Source organism: Polynucleobacter aenigmaticus (assembly GCF_002206635.1).
GTDB classification, from domain to species: domain Bacteria; phylum Pseudomonadota; class Gammaproteobacteria; order Burkholderiales; family Burkholderiaceae; genus Polynucleobacter; species Polynucleobacter aenigmaticus.
Map to the genome: position 1 here is coordinate 21,314 of NZ_NGUO01000008.1, position 20,834 is coordinate 42,147.

Genomic DNA, 20,834 nt, shown 5'->3' on the forward strand with positions numbered 1-20,834 from the left:
GGGCTTGTGTTGAGTATCAAAAACGAGAATGAGGCCATTGTTTAGGTAATAATTTATTGTCTAGCCAGAATATGACAGTTTGATTAATGCTCTGATGGGGCATCGCCACAGTTAGGGCCTGCTTATAGATGAGTATGATTGCTACATGGAATCACTAAACAATATCAATCTCGTTTCATTGGCTGACACGGCGGTTAGCCTCTCGGCTGCTTTTATTTTCGGCGGCTTAATTGGGCTTGAGCGTCAATTTCGTCAGCGTACTGCAGGGTTAAGAACCAATATCTTGGTTGCGCTTGGTGCAGCAATCTTTGTGGATGCTGCCAATCGCTTAGTGGGGCATGAAGGTGCCGTTCATGTGATGGCCTACGTTGTGTCAGGTATTGGCTTTTTGGGTGCCGGCGTCATCATGCGCGAGGAGGGCAATGTCCGTGGAATTAATACCGCTGCAACACTGTGGGGTTCTGGCGCAGTTGGCGCATTGGCAGGCGCAGATTTAATACTAGAGGCCGCCTTGGCAACCCTGTTTGTGTTGGCTGCCAACACATTGCTTCGCCCAGTGGTGAGTCTGATTAATAGGCAGCCCTTAGATACGGAGTCTGTTGAGGTTACGAATTCTGTTTACATCATTACCCCAAAGCACTCTCAAAAGATTGCGCTGAAGCAATTTATTGAAGCTCTGGAAACTGCCGGCTATCAGACGCAAGATGTTGAAGTCCATCAGTTTGGTAGCGATGATGTGGAGATTCAGGCTGTGCTAACTGCCACAGCCGTGGAGGGTGATCAGATGGACGCTTTAATTGCTAAGTTAGCCGATCTTGATTATGTTAATCAAGCGTTCTGGAGCCCTAGCACTACTGATTAGTTGTATAGCTTGCGTTGGATGCGCCTGTCTTGATTCTGAAATATTTTGAGTCCAATATTCTGGCTGTGAATACCTTATCTAAAAACCAGCACTCCATCATTACATGCCCCAATTGCCAAGGGCATGAGATCCTTGAAATACCTCAGGGGTACTCTCAGCATCTCTATCGTTGCCCGTCATGCAGCATCATTCTTAAGCCCAAGTCTGGTGATTGCTGCATATTCTGTAGTTTTGCTAATGTGGATTGCTCGAGTTCCGGGCAAAATTTAGCAGCTTAGTCTTTTGCCAGTAGACTACGGCTTGGTTTCATGAATATGTCACGTTGTTTTCATAAAATAGACATATTCATTTAAATTTGCTTAGCTACTGGGAACATTTTGACCCTTTTTAAAGACATCTCCGGAAATAATTCCTCCGACCTAGTCGCTGCTGTCGATTTGGGTTCTAACAGTTTTCGTATGCTCGTTGCGCAGGTTGTCAAAACACCTTCGGGTACTCAGTTGCGTCCCATTGATACTCTTCGTGAATCCGTACGCTTAGCCGCAGGTCTTACCGATAATAAATTACTGGGTAATGACGCCTATCAACGGGGTTTGACTGCTATTCGTCGCTTTGGTGAGCGTATTAGAGACTTTGATCCTTCCAAAGTCCGCGCTGTTGCTACTAACACCTTGCGAGTCGCCAAAAATGCCCCTAATTTTGTGCGTGATGCCGAGGAAGCCCTGGGCTTCCCAATTGAAATCATCGCGGGCGTTGAAGAGGCGCGTTTAATTTATATTGGCGCCGCTCATGAAGTTTCTGCGATCCAAGGAAATCGCCTGGTAGTGGACATTGGCGGGGGCTCAACAGAACTAATTATTGGCAGGGGTTATGAACCCAAGTTAATGGAAAGTCTGTATATCGGCTGTGTTTCTCATAGCCTTCGATTCTTTCCCAAGGGCAATATTGATGCCCATGCTTTTAAAGAGGCTGAGCTAGCTGCGCGTCGCGAGATTCAGGTCATTTCAGGAGCCTATTTAAAGTGTGGCTGGAAGCAAGTGATTGGCTCCTCTGGTACAGCGCGTGCCTTAGCAGATCTCATTGCAGAGAATAACTTCAATGGTCAGGTAGATGAAGGTCTGACCATGGGTCGTGTAAATGGTTCTAGTGGACTGATTACACGCGAGGGCCTGAGGGCCATGAAAAAGCATCTTCTCAAGTACGACCATATCAGTCAGGTGGAATTGCTAGGTTTAAAAGATGACCGAAGATCGGTATGGCCAGGCGGCCTTGCTATCATGATTGCCGTTTTTGATGAGCTGGGTATTGAGAGTATGGAAGTGACTGATGCTGCTTTGCGTGTCGGGGTCTTATATGATCTTTTGGGCCGCTCTCAGCATGATGACATGCGCTTTGTGACGGTTGAGCAATTTATGCAGCGTTATTCTGTAGATCGAGAACAGGCAAATCGGGTTGGCCAACATGCGGCTGATTTCCTTGCGCAACTGCCTAAGCCTGATATCGAAAGTAGATCCGATAATATTGCATTGCTCCAGTGGGCAGCTAATTTGCATGAGATAGGTCTGTCGATTTCTCATAATGGCTATCACAAGCATTCTGCCTATATTGCTGGTAATGCAGATATGCCCGGCTTCTCAAAAAATGATCAAGCAAGACTGGCTGCATTGTTAATTGGTCATACTGGAAAATTAGGTAAGCTAGCGAATAACCCCAGCTTTAAAGATTGGCGTATGTTGTTTTGCTTGCGCCTAGCTCAGGCCCTATGCCGGGGTAGAAGCGATGCCAACCTGCCAAAAGTAAAAGTATCTGAGCATGATGGATCTTATCTAATTAGCCTGTCAAAAGACTGGGCTAATGAGCATCCTTTGACAGAATTTAGCCTACAAAAAGAAGCGGCCGAATGGGAGCGTATCGGCCGGCCTTATAAAATCAGTTTGAAATAAATTCCAGCCAGCTTAATGTCAGCTGGCTGCCCTTCACACGCCTAAGAAATGCTTAGCGTAACGTGGATTAATTTCTGATAGACGTAACATGGTGAGTACGTCAGCAGTATTGAAATCGGGATCCCACGCTGGGGCGCTGCAAATCTTGGCGCCTAGCTTCAAGTAGCCCTTAATCAACGGTGGTGGCTCGACCTGTAAGCCGCCGTTCAGACGATCCAGTGGGAGTGGCAGGCGAGGGAAGGCATGGTTCTCTACCGGTGCCATTTGATCGTTACTGAGGGAGTTATAGAGGCTAGCTGCAAAGTGACCACCATCTGCCATCGGAATACTTGCGCAACCAAGCATGATTTCATAATCGTGCTTTTGCATGTATTGAGCCAAACCACTCCATAGGGCCATGATGACGGCGCCAGAGCGGTAGTCTGCATGAACACAAGATCTACCAAGTTCCACCATTTTCGGGCGCAAATGATTTAAGCGTGACAAGTCAAATTCAGAATCAGAGTAAAGGCGACCAATTTCTAAGGCCTTATGTGGGGGCAATACGCGATAGGTACCGACCACCTTGAGTGATTCTTGATCTCGAATCAGTAAGTGATCGCAATAAGTATCAAACTCATCGATATCTAAGTTTTCAGCATTAGCGGGGAGCTTGGCCCCCATCTCTTCTGCAAATACTTTATAACGTAGGCGCTGAGCTTCTTTAATCTCGCTGCCATTGCTGGCCCAGGTAATTTGAAAGGCAGGACGTTTAGGTTTAGTGGTAGCTTTATCAATTGCTACTGGCTCTTGAATGCTTAATTCTGCACGCGCTCTAGTAGCAAATTTCTTGCCAAATAGTTTCTTGGCCATTTTCTTGGAAAAGAGTTTCTTGATGGCCTCTGTCTTGCTTTTAATCTTCTTTGGTTTACCTTCAAATCGTGAGTTGAAGATATCAAATGCAGCTAGCGGGTTTGGAATATCCGACATAGTTTTCCTTATTTATATACCTTGAATCGTATAAGCTCTTTGTTACCAATCCATGACAATGGGTGTGCAAATAGTGATCCAAAGTAGCGCAGCAATCAGTAGGGCCAGCATTACTGCGGCTGACCCGAAGTCTTTCGCTCTTTTTGATAGATCGTGATGATCAAATGAGATCCGGTCGATGGCAGCCTCAACGCTCGAATTGAGTAATTCCACCACTAGGACCATAATTAAAGAGGCAATGAGAGCGCACTTCTCTAATGGGCTGATAGGTAGAAAAAAGGCAACTGGGGTCAATAGCACCAGTAGTGTTAGTTCTTGCCTAAAAGCACTTTCTTCTTTAAAGGCATACACAATGCCGCACCAAGAGTTCTTGGCTGCATGCCAAGCTCTGGTTAGCCCCCGATTGCCTTTGTGGGGGTTTTGATTGATGTTGTAGGGAGTGGTCAAAGTGCAGCCTTATGCTAGAGCATTAACGTGCACTTCTGGGGAAGGCACTGGCTTGAGGTGATTGGCAAATTGCTCAGAAGCCGCTCTCCAAGAGAATTTCTCGGCATGAGCTCTAGCAACTTCGCGTGGAATCTTGAGGGCATGTAGGCAAGCTTCGCGTAAATCTTCATTCATTGCGCCGGCTGGGGAGTTGCCCAAGACATCAATTGGGCCGGTAACAGGGTAAGCGGCTACAGGTGTTCCGCATGCCATTGCCTCGAGCAATACCAATCCAAAGGTATCTGTTTTACTTGGAAATACAAACACATCGGCTGCAGCATAAACTTTAGCTAGCTCATGTTGTTGCAAAACACCTAGGTAGTTAATATCCGGATATTTTTGCTTGATGCCGGCCAGTGCTGGACCATCACCAACTACCCATTTAGAGCCTGGCAAATCAATTTCTAAAAAGGCATTGATGTTCTTCTCTACAGCAACGCGACCTACGTACAAAAAGATCGGGTGAGCAGTATTCAGAGCTTTTGATTCTTGCATTTTGAAGACATCGAGATCAACGCCTCTAGACCACAAGACCACATTGTTGAGCCCAAATTTTTCTAGATCATCTTTAACCACAATCGTAGGCGCCATAACCGCCATGGACGGTCCATGGAACCAGCGAATAAACGCATAAGTAATGGCAAGTGGAATGCCGGTACGTGCTTTGACATACTCTGGAAAGCGAGTGTGGTAGGCGGTAGAAAAAGGGAGATGATTTTTTACTGCATAAGCGCGGGCCGATAAACCCAGAGGGCCTTCTGTGGCGATATGCATTGCATCAGGTGCAAAGGCCTTAATTTTCCGGGCAACTTCTTTGCCAGGAAATAGGGAGAGAGCAATATCGGGATAAGTGGGGCAGGGAATAGATCTAAAGCCATTTGGCGTAATCATTTCAACCTCATGACCCATGGCAATGAGTTCAGCACGTGTTTGCTTGAGTGTTCTCACAACGCCATTAACCTGCGGATCCCATGCATCAGTGATGATCATAATTTTCATACGGTAGCCTCTTTGATGAGTAATTCAACAGCGGGTTGTAGGGTAATTTCAGGAACGTGAACTGGATCGCCTTTAATATGGGTCCAGTAGATAATTTTGAGTTCGCCTTCAGTCGTCTCCACTAAAGCAGAAAGGCTTTCAACCCAATCGCCATCATTGCAGTAGAGTAGGCCGTCAATCTCGCGAATTTCCGCTTTGTGAATGTGGCCACAGACAACGCCATCACAATCACGCAAGCGCGCTTCCCTGGCCATGATGTGCTCAAAGTCCGCGATATAACTCACTGCATTTTTTACTTGATGTTTGAGGTATTGAGAGAGGGACCAGTACTGCAGGCCCATCTTGACCCGCAACATATTGAAATAGCGGTTGATATATAAGATGAAGGAGTACAGAGTGTCACCAACGTACGCTAGCCATTTTGCATATTGCATTACGCCATCAAATAGATCGCCATGGGTAACCCAGAGCTTACGACCATCTAAGGTTGTATGAATAACTTCTTCTTGCACCTTAATATCTCCAAAGGACATGCCGAAATACTGCCGAGCTGCCTCGTCATGATTGCCGGGGATGTAAATAACCTCTGTACCTTTTCGTGCCTTGCGCAATAGCTTTTGAACTACGTCATTGTGGGCTTGAGGCCAGTAAAAAGATTGCTTTAGACGCCAGCCGTCAATAATGTCGCCAACTAAATAAAACTGATCGGCTTCATTGTGCTTTAAGAAATCGAGGAGGTAGTTAGCCTGACACCCTGATGTTCCTAGGTGTACATCTGAAATCCAGATAGCTCTGTAATGCATCATGAGTAGGGATTAGGCCTAGCCATCATGTAATCCTCATGACAGTTTTACGACAATTTGATGACATGATTTATATTGATGCTTGTTTATGAAAAAACTTAGTCAAAATCTCAAGCCTATCGAGATATCAAAAATCATGCGTGTCTGGATATGGACCCAGATTTGGGTTCATGTGATTTGCGGCGTCTGTACGCTGTCTTTTATTTTTCCATTTCTCGATCGCAGAAGTAAGGACCAAAAAATTCAAGTGTGGTCAAAGCATCTTCTGAAAATATTCAATATCAAACTGGTCGTTCAAGATGCGGCCTTACTGACGAATACGCCACACCTGATCGCCTCAAACCATATTTCATGGTTGGATATTCATGTGATTAATGCATTTAAGCCTATTCGTTTTGTTGCGAAGTCTGAGGTAGAGGGGTGGCCTATATTTGGCTGGATGGCTAAGCAACTGGGTACTGTATTTATTCGGAGGGATAACACTCGCCATGCAAGGCAGGTTGTTGGTCAGATGGCGGAAGTGTTAAAAACAGAGTCTATTTGCATTTTTCCGGAGGGAACCTCAACGGCAGGAGCTACGGTTTTACCTTTTAAACCCAATCTGTTTGAATCTGCTTTTGCCGCAAATGTCCCGGCTTTCCCGCTTTCCATTCAATACCTCTCAAAAACAAGCGGATTGAGGAGCGAATCCCCAGCTTTTATTGGCGATATGGGTCTATTGGAGTCGATGTCTAAAACCATCAAAAATCGATCCCTGATAGCCCAAATTATCATCCTATCCCCATGCCCCACCAGCCAGGCGTCCACTCTTGATCGCAAGCAAGTGGCAGTCCACTGCCAGGAATCCATCGCCAAAACCCTTTAAGACGACATATGTAATAAAAATGTCATATCCTTGGAATACAAAGAAAAGAATGCCTAAGAGGAAGAAATGACGTCAACAAAACACAAAGAGATGGCTGAGTGGTATCAGCGTGCCCAAGAAGAGATACTGGATAGCATGGATGAAGAGCTCGAAATGGAGCTCGATGATGCCCGCCTATCCCCAGATGGTGGCAGCGGCTCCGTTATCCCTCGCCAAGTCTATTTCAAAGAGCTGTTTCGTTTGCAAGGGGAGCTGGTTAAGCTTCAAGACTGGGTTGTAGAGAATAAGCTCAAAGTCGCGGTTTTATTTGAGGGTCGCGATTCCGCTGGTAAGGGCGGTGCAATTAAGCGCATTACTCAGCGATTAAATCCCCGCGTTTGTAAAGTTGTAGCATTGACAGCTCCAAGCGAACGAGAAAAGACGCAGTGGTATTTTCAGCGCTACATATCGAATTTACCTGCAGGCGGTGAGATTGTGCTGTTTGATCGAAGTTGGTACAACCGTGCTGGTGTTGAGAAGGTCATGGGATTTTGTACTGATGATGAGTACGAAGAGTTTCTCAGAACGGTTCCAGATCTTGAGCGCATGATGATTAACTCCGGAATTATCTTAATTAAATACTGGTTCTCTATTTCCGATGATGAGCAGTACAACCGATTCATGATGCGTATTCATGACCCACTCAAACAGTGGAAATTGAGTCCAATGGACCTAGATGCTCGTCGCCATTGGGAAGCTTATACCAAGGCAAAAGAGACTATGTTGGAGCGTACCAATATCCCTGAGGCGCCATGGTGGGTTGTAGCGGCCAATGATAAGAAAAAGGCACGCTTAAATTGCATCACGCATCTGCTAGATCAAATTCCCTATAAAGAAATTAATCACCCAGAAATTACCTTGCCGGCCCGCGTACATAATCCTGATTACTTGCGTGGCCCAGTGCCTCGCAATATGTACGTACCCGAGGTGTACTAAGTATTTGCAGAAAGTGTTAATCTCTTAATCATATTGGGGGGTTAACACTATGAAGTTACATGAATCGATTACCAATCGGGAGTTTAAGCTCCTGATTAAGCCAAAAGGCTTGGATCGTCGGAGCAGGATTACGGCTTTGAGTGATCAGATACTCAAGTTTTGCAAAAAAAGTAAGGTGGATTTTTTCCACTTAGATAATGCAACTACTGGCCTTCGCAATATTTACTTTTACGATACGCCCGGAGAAGATTTTCGCCGCAACAACATTATCTTGCGGGTTCGTGAATCCCGCCAAAATGTTTGGGTTGATGATTGGTGTGAGGTAACTCTAAAATGCCGAGCGAGCGATCTTTCGGAATCTTCTCAATTCGATCCAAGTCCCAATAAAAAGATCAAATCAAGAATGCGCTTGAAGGAGGAGATATTGCGTGGCGATGTTCTTGGGACAAAGCGAACAATCTATTCAAACAACGCTATTTTAGATGCCGTTCCTTTGGATAATCTATTTGATCGAAGCCTCATTAGTGTGGGCAAGTTTTTCCCTGGCCTAGTCGATCTACCCATTAATAAAAAATTGCCACTGCGTATTGTGGGTGGGAGTACCAACAAAATTCTCGAAGCTTGCTTGCCAATCGGTAATTTGGTTTTTGGGGATGGGGTGCAAGCGCATTGCGATATCGCTATTTGGATGAAGAGTGTTGGCGATCCGATTGTGGGGGAGTTGGCATTTTCCTATCGAGTAAATGATCAAAATCGCTCGCAAGAAAAAGCGCATCAGCGTGCGGATAAATTCTTTAAAAACCTGCAAATTGAGTTGGCTGACTGGCTGGAAATTGGCAGCACTAAAACGGCTTTAATTTATGGAAAGCCAGAGTGACTCTAGCTACTGACATTTCGATTGCTAAACTAAATTCTCCTAAGCTGAGCGATATATTCGTTCAATTTCTCTTGATTGGCGCCATTAGCTTTGGCGGTGGGATTATGGCGTATGAACGCATCCTTTTAGTAGAAAATCGTAAGTGGTTATCTGCAGATGAGTTCATGGCCTACCTGGCGATTAGCCAAACAATGCCCGGCCTTAATTCAGTCAATATGGCCGTGTTATCTGGGGACCATCTGCGCGGCGCCTTAGGGGCATTGATTGCCACCATTGGTTTAATCTTGCCGGGCAGTTTATTTGTTTTAGGTATGGGAATTTTGTACGCCAGCGCCTCAGATCACCCTCTAGCAAACTTGATTTTGATTGGCATTGCAGCCGCTGCTAGCGGCCTACTAGCAGCGATCACTTACCGAATCGGTGAGGATAATTGGCGTCATCTCAAATCACTTCTCATTATTGTCGCCACCTTTATATTGATGAGTATTGCCAAGCTATCTCTGCCAATAGTGTTATTGATCATGGCTCCCATAGCGATCTACCTTTACCGTCCACGTCAGGGCGTATGAGCCTTTTAATACAGCTCACTCTCAGTTTTGCATTGCTATCCATTTTGGCGGTAGGGGGCGGCACTGCAGTCCTACCTGAGATGCAATCCTTGCTGGCTCATCAGTTTGGCATCGACCATACCCAATTTGTCCATATCTACAGCTTTGGTCAACTGGCTCCTGGGCCCAATATGCTGATGGTATTGGTCATTGGCTACCAATTGGCCGGTCTAATTGGTGCCGGCGTTGTTTTGCTTTCGTTCTTCTTGCCCTCTAGCATTCTCTGCTTTTACGTTGGCAGGCTGTGGAATCGATTTGGCGAAAGCCCTTGGCGAAGAGCTGTTCAGAATGCTTTGGAACCCATTTCTCTTGGACTGATGGCTTCTGGAGTTTATGCCGTTGGCAAGGCATCCATCGTGAGTGGAATTACTGCGGCACTTGCTTTAGTAAGTTTTTACCTCATCCTCAAAACCAAAATTAACCCAGTATGGGTTATTTTAGGATCTGGAGGATTTGGTGCGCTGCTCATGACTTATCTGAAATAGCCCAGGGTTTAGAAGGTACCCCTTAATCCCACCATCAAGCTTCTTCCTGGTTGGGGGGCATAAAGTCTGACCGCCATTGGTGTAGTAGCGTACCGAATTTGCTCATTGAGTAAATTCTTCAGGTTCATATACACAGTCCAGTTCACATCCTTAATTTTCTCTGTATATGAGATGCCTGCATTGAGTAAGTTGTAACTCGGAGCAGGGCCTTGCTCCCAACTTGCTAATCTATTTTGCTGATAGCTATAGATGTAAGTGGCATTGGTAAGCCAACCATTCTGTTGATGCGCAATTTCTGCGCCTAAGCGTGGAGCTGGCTGCAGTGGCAGGTTTCCACCAGCATCAAAACTACCCTGAGAGGCATCGCCAAACACACGCCCACCCACACCATGCTGCTGCCAGTTATAAGTAAGCTCACCTTCAACACCTTTAATGGTAGCTGCAGCCTGTTGTGCAACTACTACCGAGAAGTATTCTACTGCGGGGACGGATTGACCGGTGTAATAACCATAGATGTAATTATTAAAGCGGTTGGCATAGGCACTCGCTTTGCCGCGCAATAAACCACTGGTCTTCTGAATATTGAGCTCTAGGTTATGTGAGGTCTCTTTGTTTAGATTCGGATTACCGATATCAAAGGTGGCCGTTGATTCATGAGCTCCATATGAATACAGTTCCTGGGCACTAGGGGCGCGTTGAGAAACGGTGTAGGCAACACCGGCACCATGACCTTGCATAAAGTTCCATAAACCGCCAGCAGAGTAGGACATTAAATTAAAGTTGCGGTTTTGTAAGGTAATGGCGGGCGTATCACCACCAGTATTTACGGGTTCGGTTACCAGCTCGGTTCCTAAATTCGGTTTTTGCGCAACGTTGTTATAACGCAGACCTAAATTGCCTTGCAAGGAATTCCATTTTCCTTCCTCAATCCAAAACAAGGCATTCGAATTGGTTTTAGTTGGCGGAACGATCGCATAACTTCCAGAGCCTACTTCAGTGGCGTTTAGTGATGCTGCGGATACTTGTGCGCCAAAGGTACCTTTCCAGCCAGCTAAGGGGTTATGGGCAAACTCAAAACGCGCTTCATTGGCGATGTTCTTCCATAAAGATGCCGCCTCACCCGCATTGTTAAATTCAGTATGGTTGTAATTGGAATTCGCAGCGCTAAATTTGAATGATGAGAATCCTGCAAAGGGATCACGGGTTTGATGTTGTAAGTCGTAGCGATTCTGCGACTGGTTGATGGATCCACCTTCAGGCGTTGGTATGCCGTAGTTATTATTCAAGCGTTCGACTGATACACCGGTATAGCCGTTTTGCCCAACATAAGAAACGCCAACCCCTAAATTATTTTGATTGCTAAAGGTGTTAGGTAGCTTCCCAGTGTAATTTATTGCATCAACACCAGCCGGTGGAACTGTCCATCCTCCGGGTGACTGAATAGAGCTACCTGGAATAGTGTAGTTATTTGCATTGTTAATCGCCGTATCTACGTGAACAGCCACAGAACCAAATGCACCATCGACCTCTACCGAGCCAGCCCTTCCATTATTAACCGTTTCATAGCTTGTGTTGATTGCTCCTGTTGGTCTATCAGGTAAGTTCGTCAAGATGCGATCGTTGACCACGTTAACGAGTCCACCACTCGAGCCGGATCCGTAGAGTAGGGCAGCGGCACCACGCAAAATTTCTACTTGATGCGTGTTTTGCATGTTGTTGCCAACAGCATGGTCTTGCGAGATATTGGATACGTCACCAACAGATAAGCCATTCTGCAAAATTTGTACTCGAGACCCTTCAAGGCCCCTAATGACTGGACGGGAAGATCCCGCACCATAACCCGTTGCGGATACGCCTAGCTCATTGGCTAATGTGGCGCCTAGAGTGCCGCCGAGTTTATTTAGTAGTTCATCACCTTGCAAAATCTTGGTCGGAGTCAAAATACTTTGAGTTGCTTCTTGAGATCCCGTTGCCGTTATTTCAAGAGAGGGTTGAGATTGCGCAAAGGCGGCAGTACTAATTAATCCTGAAACCAGTATGTAGATTAGCTTTTGCTTAGCCAATGGCTGATTGATTTGATGCATGGTATTTCCTTCATTCCTGATGCATGCCACTTCTTGAGTGGTGCAATAAATCTAATTGCCAAACAATTCAGTTTGGCGTGTCGGGCGATTTACAGGATGAAGCTAGGCGGGGCTCTTGATTGGTATAGCCCAATATGAATTCGGGTTAGTGAAGAGTCGGCCGATACCAATTGCACTTCACGAAAGAAGTTGATGCCAATGAAATGATTGGGTTCTGAGGTAATAAAGCCAGCAAGAGTGAGTGCGTCAAGTAAATGACAACTAGCTGAACTATGCCCAAGAGTTGGCGCTTGATCTACACAACTGAGCTCAGTGTTCTGGTGATGAATTCCGGAGTGAGCAATGCCGTGAGCGAAGCCGATCCAGTGGGTACCTAATAAGCTGGCCAGTAGAAAGCTGAGGGCGATAAACCCCTTCAGCTGCTTTCTAAATTTGCTTAAATATAAGGCGCCCATACCCCGAATCTTACAGGATTTGCCCCATTGGGCCATCTGGGTGTAGAATATCGATTCCGTCGGAGTGTAGCGCAGCCTGGTAGCGCACCTGCTTTGGGAGCAGGGGGTCCAAGGTTCGAATCCTTGTACTCCGACCACCATCTCTTTGTTTTAAGTATTTCAGTCCCAGTACTCACTGCCTATAGCTCAGATGGATAGAGCAACGCCCTTCTAAGGCGTAGGTCGCACGTTCGAATCGTGCTGGGCAGGCCAAAAACCTCAAGCAATTCAAGCTGTTTCATTGGATTAACTATAGTCTGATCATAGATGAGCTTGGTTAGCGTAAGTGTGGCCTTGGTCTAGCGTGGGGGATCCTGGCGGACTATGAGCAATTCAGTCGAAATTTTTGAACCTGATGATCGGGTGTCGGTTTGACCCGACTGTGTAGCGTACGGTTACGTGACGGTTGGATGGCTCTTATGGGGTGGCTTGCAGACATTCAAAACTGGCTAGTTGGCGGTGTTTGGGTGGCAGAGATAGGCCAAAAGCGGTCTATCCTCATGATCCTCAAAAATTACGCTACATTACTGATTTAATGTCAAATCATCTCAATCCCTCAATCTCTAAAACCATATTCATCGTGCCTGCTATGGATTGTCCATCGGAAGAGCAGATGATCCGCATGGCATTGGGCTCATTATCAATACACACGATGGATTTTGATATTCCCAATCGAAAATTAATCATTTGTCATAGCGAAGAGCCTAATGTGGTTCTCGATAAATTAGTTCCCTTAGGTTTTGGGGCAAAGATTGAAAGCAGCCAAGTATTAGAAGACTTTGAAATTAAGCCAATTCAATTGGATGCCGCCAAAGATGCTCAAGAGCGAAAAGTCTTAATTTGGCTCTTGGCATTAAACGGATTGATGTTCTTTGTTGAGATTATTGCGGGCTGGATTGCCCAATCGGCAGGGCTTATTGCTGATGCTTTGGATATGTTTGCCGATGCCGCAGTCTATGTGGTGGCTTTATATGCCGTTGGTAAAGCCGCACAGCATAAGCTCAAAGCCGCTAAATTAGCTGGTGTGGTTGAATTACTTTTAACTGCTCTTGCTTTTTGGCGTACGGGTTATCAAATTTACATTGGGACAATGCCTGAACCCAATGCCATGATTTGGATTTCGCTACTTGCTTTGACGGTTAATGTCACCTGCCTATATCTAATATCTAAACGCAAGAATGATGGCGTTCATATGCGAGCCAGTTATATCTTCTCCGCCAATGATGTTTTGGCAAATCTAGGAGTTATTGTTGCTGGTGTATTGGTGGTTTGGCTCAATAGCCCCTATCCAGATTGGGTCATTGGACTAGTTATCGGATTCTTAGTATTAAGCGGTGCTATTCGTATACTGCGTTTGAAGTAAAGCTAAAAGAGGGTAATTTGGAATTTATAAAACTCACAGGACTATTTGCTATTACGGCTGTAGCCGAGATTATTGGTTGTTATCTTCCATGGCTTGTATTGAGACAAGATAAGCCTGCTTGGTTGTTTTTGCCAGCGATAGTATCTCTACTATTATTTGCGTGGTTGCTAACCCTTCACCCTACCGCCGCAGGTAGAACTTATGCGGCGTATGGCGGTATGTATATTGTCGTTGCTCTGATATGGCTCAGACTAGTTGAAGGAATTGAACTGACAAGGTGGGATGTAGTTGGGGCAATAGTCGCCTTAATTGGTATGGCAATTATCGCTTTTCAACCATTTAGTAGGAGCTAGTGGCATGTTGTTTAAAACCACAGTCTAGATACAGAGTCGGGCATCCTAAGCTTTGGTCGATTCTGCCTAGGGACATCAAGAAACACTATAATTGTGTGTAGGTGTTTTACTGGTATGAGCTGTCGGTAACATCTTTATCCAAAGCTAATCCATTAAGCGTTTGTGAGAAAGCTCATAATGCAAAATACTAAGAAATATGCTGTAATAGAAACATGAGAAAAATCCTGATAATTCTGGCCCTGCTAGCTTTATCGATACAAACATCCTATGCTACGGTTTCTGCTTACTGCCAAGAAGAGCAGGCAGCAGCTTCTCATGTTTCACATCACGAGCATGAGAAGCCAGTCAGTATTGCCTCAGCTAGCGATTCTGCAAGCTACGATTCTGATTGTGGAGTCTGTCATTTGGCGCATTCTCCAGCATTGCATTCCACTTTTAGCATTTCAGTTACCTCTACCATCTTTCATTATGAAGATGCTCGATTAGAGTTTTTAGTCGATATTTCTCCTCACCGCCCCGAAAAACCCAATTGGCTCGCTCTCGCCTAAGTTAGCGAGAGCCTTAACCTAATTCTTCTCCTCTCGCTAACTCTGTTTTGAACAAACAAATGGAGTTTTTATGTTGCGAGAGTATTCGGGCGTAGTTCGTCGCTGCGTCATTCAATTTACTGGATTGGTTTTTATATTGGGGTCGCCAATAGCGTTGGCTAATAGCGAGCGCAAAGCTGAGTCGGCCTTAAAGTCCTTCTATGAATCTTCATGGGAGCGCCAACCTGACTATAAGTCCTATCAGTATCGAGTAGAGGCCGCGCTTGCTAGGCAAAAAATTGCTAGCAGCCTTTTGGTAAGCCCAGCTTCGGTGGAAGTGTCGCAAAAGACCGATAGAACTAACAGTAATCAAGGCGCTAGTGAAACCATACTAGGTTTAGATATCCCCCTGTGGTTATGGAATGAGCGGTCAAGCTCAATTAATTTAGCGGATGCTGAATATAAAAAGCTTTTGTCTCAATACTATCTATCCCAATTGAGAATTGCAGCTGAAGTAAGGGATGCCTATTGGAATTACCAGAAATCAAAAATTGAGTCTGATTTAGCGCTACGCAGAAATGAGAATGCAAAGAGCTTAGCTCTTGATGTTGAAAAGAGATTTAAGGCTGGAGACTTATCTCGCGCAGATCTTCATCAGGCCAATGGCGCCCTCGCATCATCAGAAGCTTTTTTGGTCGAAGCACAGGCCAACGTCATTAATGCTGAGCAAAGGGTGCGTTCTTTATTGGGAAGTGAGTACCTCAAGAAAATTCAATTCGGTGACATTGCTAAAAATATTGAACCGTTGCCTAAGGTTCCTGAAAACCTGTCAGGACTAGATTCTAGTTTGCCAATCGTTGCAGCCCTTGTAGATCAGTTAGAGGTTGCTAAAAAAGCGCTTGACTTAGCAAAGTCTCAAACTCGGGCTTCCCCACAATTACAAATATGGACTACTAAGGGCCGTGAAGTCTATGGCGTTCCCTATCAGCAATCAGTTGCTGTTGGGTTAAGAATTCCTTTTGGTTCTGATGCTCGCAATACTAATAGATTGGCCAGTGCTACAGCTGAGATGGTCGATTCAGAGGTTCGATTGTCCTATGAGCGAGAGTCTGCATTAAGTAATGTGGAATCAAATGTGGCTTTAGTGAAGTCGGCAAAAATGAAGCTTGGCGCTGCAGATAAGAGGTCTAACTTAGCCAATGAAACACGTCAATTTTTTGACAAATCATTTCGCTTTGGTGAAACCGATTTGCCCACAAGACTACGCATAGAGCTAGAAACAGTGGATGCAAATAGACAGGCTGCGATTGCAAAAATCAATTACGCAGTTTCAGTTTCAAATTTACGACAGGCCCTTGGCCTGTTACCAGAGTAAGGTCACTTTAACTATGAATTTATTGAACAAATATAGTCAGTTGGCGTCAAAACTATTAATTGCGCTATCTCTGACAATCGCATCGGCAGCTTATGCAGGGCCTGGTCATGGGGAGGAAAAACTCACCACTGCACAAACTCAATCATTACCTCGCTTTTATGCTGAATCCGATCTCTATGAGGCGGTAGGAGTGATTAACGGCAAGGAAATTACGCTCTACCTAGATCGCTACTCCTCCAATGAATTGGTCAAAGGAGCCAAGGTTGAAATTGAGCTTGAGGGTTCTAAAATTAGCTCAGAGCCTCATGGCGATGGAGAGTATCTCTTTCGCCTAAAAAATAAAATTAAAGATCAGCCTACTGCGATCACTATCACGATTAATGATGATGATGTTATCGACATACTAGCAGCCACTATCGATCTAAGCTCCTTTGAGCGCTCCTCATTGATCACTTGGAAATCAGCAATAAAGATCTTGCTTTATTTCAGCCTCTTGATGGCAATTGCCTATTTGTCTTATCGCAAGAAAGAGATGTTGATGACGCATACAAAAAAGTTAATTAAACAAATCAAGGAGCGGGTATGAATCGCAAACATAGAGATTTTGTATTTCGCCCATTTATCCTTATTGGTTTATCTGTGGCGCTATTTGCTTTTAAGGTTCACGCTGGGCCGGGTCATGGCGAGTCGGAAGCATCCCAAGTTCAGGGCGACGCCCCGAAAAGACAGTCGGACGGCAGTCTTTTTATTCCCAAGCCTGCGCAACGCCAGTTACACGTGATGACAACTCCTGGCCAGTTCGGGGAGTATGCCAAAACCTATGATTTAGCTGGAAAAGTCATCATGGATCCTAACTTTGGCGGTAAGGTGCAGGCGATTGTTGCTGGCCGTATTACGCCGGGACCAGCTGGTTTTCCATTGCCCGGACAGAAGGTTAGTAAAGGCGATGTCTTGGCGTATGTAACTCCAGAGGCTGGCCCAGGAAAATCAAGATCACTTGCGGAAAGTCGACTAAAGCGTTTGCGAGATCTTAGCGATACGGTCCCTCGTAAGGCTATTGAAGAGGCAGAAGCGGCCGTTGCGAACGAGGAATTAAGAGCCCCAGTGAGCGGAATTATTTCTACTACGGGTGTTGTATCTGGCCAAGTAGTGCAAGCAAGAGATTTAATCTTTGAGGTCGTTAATCCATCCAAGCTATTAATAGAAGCGCTTGCCTACGACTCAAATCTGAGTAAGAACATTGCTGATGGCAAGGTGGATGTCAATGGCAAAGTGATTGAGCTCAAGTATCTCGGTGGTGGACAGACCCTCAGAGAGCAAGCCTTGCCTCTTACTTTTTCTGCTAAATCGGACGATCTCCAATTTTTACCGATAGGCCAACCCATTCGAGTATTCGTAAATACCGATAGCAAGGTCACTGGAGTAAAGGCGCCTTCAAAATCATTAGTCAAAAGCAGCTCGAACCAAACAATTGTTTGGATTAAAAAGTCCCCAGAAATATTTGAGCCAAGAACAGTTGTATATGAGCCTTTAGATGGTCAAAACATTGTTATCACTAGCGGTATTAAAGATGGTGAACGAGTCATTACTGATGGGGCATCCCTCATCAATCAAATTCGTTAAGGACTAAGACATGTTTACTTGGTTATTAGATTTCAGCTTAAAAAATCGCATGATAGTGATTTTGCTCAGTGCTATATCTATGGTCTATGGTGCGTACACCTTAAGCAAGATGCCTGTGGATGTCTTTCCCGATCTGAATAAGCCTACTGTCACCATCATGACTGAGGCTGGAGGAATGGCTTCAGAAGAAGTTGAACAACTCATTACATTCCCACTCGAAACGGCCATGAATGGTTTACCAGGAGTAGAAGCCATTCGCTCAGTATCTAGCGCTGGTCTCTCTTTCATATATGTTACTTTTGACTGGTCTGTAGACATCTATCGCGCTAGACAAATGGTTTCAGAAAGACTGTCATCTATGGACGGAGCAATTCCGGATGGCATTGTTTCGCGTATGGGGCCCATTAGTTCGATCATGGGTGAGGTTATGCAAATTGCCATTCCGATTGATGAATCTAAGATTTCATCCATGCAGGTTCGCGAGTATGCTGATTGGGTTTTGCGACCCAGATTGATGGCTATCCCCGGGGTAGCGCAAGTCATTCCTATTGGCGGGCAAGTCAGGCAGTTTCAAGTACAACCGAATACTCGTCGTATGGCGGAGCTAGGTCTTAGCATATTGCAGATTGAAGATGCATTGCGGGGCTACTCTGCAAATACGTCTGGTGGATTTCTTGAGTCTAATAATCGTGAGTATCTTATTCGTCATATAGGGCGAACTTCTAGCCTTGAAGATTTAAAGAACATTGCGGTATCGAACCGCAATGGACAAACAATACTTTTAAGACAAGTTGCAGATATTACTTTTGCACCAGCAGTTAAGCGAGGCGATGCCGGTTATGAAGGTGGGCCAGCAGTCATCCTAGGTGTACAAAAACAACCTTCAGCAGATACGGTAGCGCTTACAAAAAAGATTGAATCAGCTATTGCAGAATTAAAGCAAGGCTTGCCAACTGGCATGGAAGCTCCAAAAGTAACATTTAGGCAGGCGAGCTTTATTGATGCATCCATTAGCACTTTAGAGGGTAAGCTCATCGGCGCATCAATCTTTGTTGCTGTAGTGCTGTATTTCTTTTTAGGAACAATTCGCCCGGTCCTCATCTCATTAACAGCAATTCCAGTTTCAATTCTCTTAACTGCCCTGGTTTTTAAGTACTTTGGTTTATCAATTAATACGATGACCTTAGGAGGCCTAGCCATTGCAATCGGCGGCCTAGTTGATGATGCAGTAGTTGATGTGGAAAACGTAATTCGTCGCCTTAGAGTAAATCTAGATAAAGCATCTTTAGATCAATTAAGTCCACTAGCGATTGTGAGAGCCGCATCGCTTGAGGTAAGAACCGGAATTATCTACGCTACAGCCATCATCGTTTTGGTATTCATCCCATTATTTGCATTACCAGGTATAGAGGGGCGACTATTTGTTCCTTTGGGTATTGCATTTATAGTCTCTACTCTTGCATCACTTTTAGTTTCAGTCACTATCACGCCAGTACTCTGCTTTTATCTGCTGCCCTCAATGCAGTCCCTGAGGGATCACGATACAAAGATTGTCACTTGGCTTAAAAGCCATTATGAGGTTCAGTTATCAAGGTTGTTAGCGGCGCCTAAAAAGCCTCTGATGTATGCTTTTGCATCCGTCATAGTTGCTGCTGCCAGTGTTCCCTTTATGGCGAGCTCATTTTTACCGCCCTTTAACGAAGGGACTTTACTGATCGGACTGCGTTTAAATCCTGGTGTCTCTCTCTCTGAATCGGCAGGCGTAGCTAGCCAAGCAGAAAAGTTAGTCAGGCAGGTTCCTGAAGTGACTTATGTTGGACGCAGGAGTGGCCGCGCAGAGTTGGACGAGCATGCGGAAGGTGTACACGTTAGCGAGTTAGATGTTGGTTTAAAGCCTGCGGGTGATTTAGATCGCTCCATGGCTGAGATACAGGCAGATATTAGGTCAAGATTAGTTAACTTACCCGCTGCAATTGCGATCGGTCAGCCAATCTCACATCGAATAGATCACATGCTTTCCGGGGTTCGGTCGCAAATTGCGATTAAGATTTTTGGCGATGATTTAGACGTGCTGCGTAGCCAAGCCGATCTTTTGAGATCCAAATTAGCGGGCATTGAAGGCTTAGTTGATCTAGAAATAGAAAAGCAGGTTTTAGCACCACAAATTAAGGTCCGAATTGATTACGATAAAGCAGCGCAATACGGGGTTTCAACATCTCAGATTATGGCCACCTTGCAGGGCATGGTTGAAGGGGAGAGACTCTCGCAAATTATTGAGGGTAATCGACAGTTTGCCTTAGTGATCAAGTTACCAGACTCAGCAAGAAATTTAGAAGGTCTTGCTGATATCTTGATTGATACGCCAAATGGAAAAATTCCACTCTCAAAAATTGCTAGCATTGAGGATGGGGATGGCCCAAATCAAATTAGCAGAGACGGCGGTAAGCGAAGAATTGTCTTATCGGCTAATGCCTCCAAGCGTGCCCTGTCGGATATCGTGGCTGACATTAGAGCTGTTATTTCTAATCAGACCCTTCCAGAGGGATACTTCATTACTTTAGATGGTCAATTTAAAGCGCAAGAAGAGGCATCTAAAGTAATTGGCTTGCTATCAATTGGCTCATTTCTTTTGATGTTTGCAGTTTTAAATAATCGCTATAAGTCCATACGCTTATCTTTAATGATTATGTCTAACATTCCATTGGCTATGGTCGGAGCAGTGATTGGTTTGTGGATTTCAGGCCAGCCACTCTCGATTGCTGCATTAATAGGATTTATCACGCTAGCAGGAATATCTGTGCGTAACGGAATCTTAAAAATTAGCCATTACCTCAATTTGATGCAGTCAGAAGGTGAATCGTTTAGTCTGGCAATGATTATTCGCGGATCAATTGAGCGCTTAAGTCCTGTACTAATGACAGCTTTGGTCACAGCTTTTGCCTTGGCACCATTACTATTTGAAGCAGAGCGTCCTGGTACAGAGATATTGCATCCAGTAGCAGTTGTTATTTTCTCCGGGCTCCTCAGTTCTACCCTATTGGATACTTTTTTAACGCCAGCCATGTTTTGGCTTTACGGGAAAAAAGCATCTGAAATAGCCTTGAGCAATATGAAAACTAACGAAGTATTTTAATTTAAAGGGG

The 20,834-nt window shown here is 45.0% G+C and carries 21 protein-coding genes and 2 tRNA genes; 17 read left to right on the forward strand and 6 right to left on the reverse strand.

Annotation, left to right across the window (positions count from 1 at the left end):
• Positions 1 to 145 precede the first annotated feature (145 nt).
• The 3 genes from CBI30_RS04790 to CBI30_RS04800 all read left to right on the forward strand — a co-directional run bounded on the left by CBI30_RS04790 (position 146) and on the right by CBI30_RS04800 (position 2,805).
• The gene (locus CBI30_RS04790) at positions 146 to 862 is read left to right on the forward strand and encodes an MgtC/SapB family protein (RefSeq protein WP_088527184.1); all 717 of its coding nucleotides are present in this window, start codon (positions 146 to 148) and stop codon (positions 860 to 862) included.
• A 65-nt stretch (positions 863 to 927) separates the two neighbouring features.
• Positions 928 to 1,140 carry a GDCCVxC domain-containing (seleno)protein gene (locus CBI30_RS04795; RefSeq protein ID WP_088527307.1) on the forward strand — a complete coding sequence of 71 codons (213 nt, stop codon included), beginning with the start codon at positions 928 to 930 and terminating at the stop codon, positions 1,138 to 1,140.
• 180 nt (positions 1,141 to 1,320) lie between these two features.
• Positions 1,321 to 2,805, forward strand: coding sequence for a Ppx/GppA phosphatase family protein (locus tag CBI30_RS04800; RefSeq protein ID WP_088527308.1), 1,485 nt, complete (start codon positions 1,321 to 1,323; stop codon positions 2,803 to 2,805).
• A gap of 33 nt (positions 2,806 to 2,838) precedes the next feature.
• Here CBI30_RS04800 and CBI30_RS04805 read toward each other — a convergent pair whose 3' ends face one another.
• The 4 genes from CBI30_RS04805 to CBI30_RS04820 are packed head-to-tail and all read right to left on the reverse strand — an operon-like array spanning position 2,839 to position 6,065.
• A complete protein-coding gene (locus CBI30_RS04805) occupies positions 2,839 to 3,774 on the reverse strand; it encodes a GNAT family N-acetyltransferase (RefSeq protein WP_240553503.1) in 936 nt (311 codons plus the stop codon).
• Positions 3,775 to 3,816: 42 nt separating this feature from the next.
• Positions 3,817 to 4,221: a diacylglycerol kinase gene (locus CBI30_RS04810; RefSeq protein ID WP_088527185.1), complete on the reverse strand. Its 405-nt coding sequence runs from the start codon at positions 4,219 to 4,221 to the stop codon at positions 3,817 to 3,819.
• A gap of 9 nt (positions 4,222 to 4,230) precedes the next feature.
• Positions 4,231 to 5,259 (reverse strand): glycosyltransferase family 4 protein, encoded by a 1,029-nt coding sequence (locus CBI30_RS04815; RefSeq protein WP_088527186.1) that lies wholly within the window; start codon positions 5,257 to 5,259, stop codon positions 4,231 to 4,233.
• A complete protein-coding gene (locus CBI30_RS04820; protein ID WP_088527187.1) occupies positions 5,256 to 6,065 on the reverse strand; it encodes a UDP-2,3-diacylglucosamine diphosphatase in 810 nt (269 codons plus the stop codon). Before CBI30_RS04820 ends, CBI30_RS04815 begins: the two co-directional genes overlap by 4 nt.
• A gap of 85 nt (positions 6,066 to 6,150) precedes the next feature.
• Here CBI30_RS04820 and CBI30_RS04825 point away from each other — a divergent pair, with 85 nt between their 5' ends.
• From CBI30_RS04825 to CBI30_RS04845, 5 genes are all read left to right on the forward strand, one after another.
• A complete protein-coding gene (locus CBI30_RS04825; protein ID WP_088527188.1) occupies positions 6,151 to 6,927 on the forward strand; it encodes a lysophospholipid acyltransferase family protein in 777 nt (258 codons plus the stop codon).
• Positions 6,928 to 6,993: 66 nt separating this feature from the next.
• Positions 6,994 to 7,902: a polyphosphate kinase 2 gene (gene ppk2, locus CBI30_RS04830; protein ID WP_088527189.1), complete on the forward strand. Its 909-nt coding sequence runs from the start codon at positions 6,994 to 6,996 to the stop codon at positions 7,900 to 7,902.
• A gap of 49 nt (positions 7,903 to 7,951) precedes the next feature.
• Entirely contained in the window at positions 7,952 to 8,779 is an 828-nt protein-coding gene (locus CBI30_RS04835) for a hypothetical protein (RefSeq protein WP_088527190.1), read from the forward strand.
• Entirely contained in the window at positions 8,776 to 9,348 is a 573-nt protein-coding gene (locus tag CBI30_RS04840; RefSeq protein ID WP_088527191.1) for a chromate transporter, read from the forward strand. Before CBI30_RS04835 ends, CBI30_RS04840 begins: the two co-directional genes overlap by 4 nt.
• Entirely contained in the window at positions 9,345 to 9,872 is a 528-nt protein-coding gene (locus CBI30_RS04845; protein WP_088527192.1) for a chromate transporter, read from the forward strand. Before CBI30_RS04840 ends, CBI30_RS04845 begins: the two co-directional genes overlap by 4 nt.
• A gap of 8 nt (positions 9,873 to 9,880) precedes the next feature.
• Here the strand turns inward: CBI30_RS04845 and CBI30_RS04850 are convergent, their stop codons facing one another.
• Positions 9,881 to 11,956, reverse strand: a complete 2,076-nt coding sequence (locus CBI30_RS04850) for a TonB-dependent receptor (RefSeq protein ID WP_088527193.1) — start codon at positions 11,954 to 11,956, stop codon at positions 9,881 to 9,883.
• Between the two features lie 89 nt (positions 11,957 to 12,045).
• Positions 12,046 to 12,447 carry a hypothetical protein gene (locus CBI30_RS04855; protein ID WP_088527194.1) on the reverse strand — a complete coding sequence of 134 codons (402 nt, stop codon included), beginning with the start codon at positions 12,445 to 12,447 and terminating at the stop codon, positions 12,046 to 12,048.
• A gap of 24 nt (positions 12,448 to 12,471) precedes the next feature.
• Here CBI30_RS04855 and CBI30_RS04860 point away from each other — a divergent pair.
• The 9 genes from CBI30_RS04860 (at position 12,472) to CBI30_RS04900 (ending at position 20,824) form a co-directional block, all read left to right on the forward strand.
• Positions 12,472 to 12,548, forward strand: a tRNA-Pro gene (locus CBI30_RS04860).
• 38 nt (positions 12,549 to 12,586) lie between these two features.
• Positions 12,587 to 12,663, forward strand: a tRNA-Arg gene (locus CBI30_RS04865).
• 322 nt (positions 12,664 to 12,985) lie between these two features.
• Positions 12,986 to 13,813, forward strand: coding sequence for a cation efflux transmembrane domain-containing protein (locus CBI30_RS04870; RefSeq protein WP_052728766.1), 828 nt, complete (start codon positions 12,986 to 12,988; stop codon positions 13,811 to 13,813).
• Positions 13,814 to 13,830: 17 nt separating this feature from the next.
• The gene (locus CBI30_RS04875; RefSeq protein WP_046330089.1) at positions 13,831 to 14,166 is read left to right on the forward strand and encodes a YnfA family protein; all 336 of its coding nucleotides are present in this window, start codon (positions 13,831 to 13,833) and stop codon (positions 14,164 to 14,166) included.
• 212 nt (positions 14,167 to 14,378) lie between these two features.
• Positions 14,379 to 14,714, forward strand: a complete 336-nt coding sequence (locus tag CBI30_RS04880) for a hypothetical protein (protein WP_052728767.1) — start codon at positions 14,379 to 14,381, stop codon at positions 14,712 to 14,714.
• Positions 14,715 to 14,784: 70 nt separating this feature from the next.
• On the forward strand, positions 14,785 to 16,068 hold the full coding sequence (locus CBI30_RS04885; RefSeq protein ID WP_088527195.1) for a TolC family protein: 1,284 nt from the start codon (positions 14,785 to 14,787) through the stop codon (positions 16,066 to 16,068).
• Between the two features lie 13 nt (positions 16,069 to 16,081).
• Entirely contained in the window at positions 16,082 to 16,654 is a 573-nt protein-coding gene (locus CBI30_RS04890) for a hypothetical protein (protein WP_088527196.1), read from the forward strand.
• Positions 16,651 to 17,691: an efflux RND transporter periplasmic adaptor subunit gene (locus tag CBI30_RS04895; protein ID WP_088527197.1), complete on the forward strand. Its 1,041-nt coding sequence runs from the start codon at positions 16,651 to 16,653 to the stop codon at positions 17,689 to 17,691. Before CBI30_RS04890 ends, CBI30_RS04895 begins: the two co-directional genes overlap by 4 nt.
• 10 nt (positions 17,692 to 17,701) lie before the next feature.
• The gene (locus tag CBI30_RS04900; RefSeq protein ID WP_088527198.1) at positions 17,702 to 20,824 is read left to right on the forward strand and encodes an efflux RND transporter permease subunit; all 3,123 of its coding nucleotides are present in this window, start codon (positions 17,702 to 17,704) and stop codon (positions 20,822 to 20,824) included.
• Positions 20,825 to 20,834 lie beyond the last annotated feature (10 nt).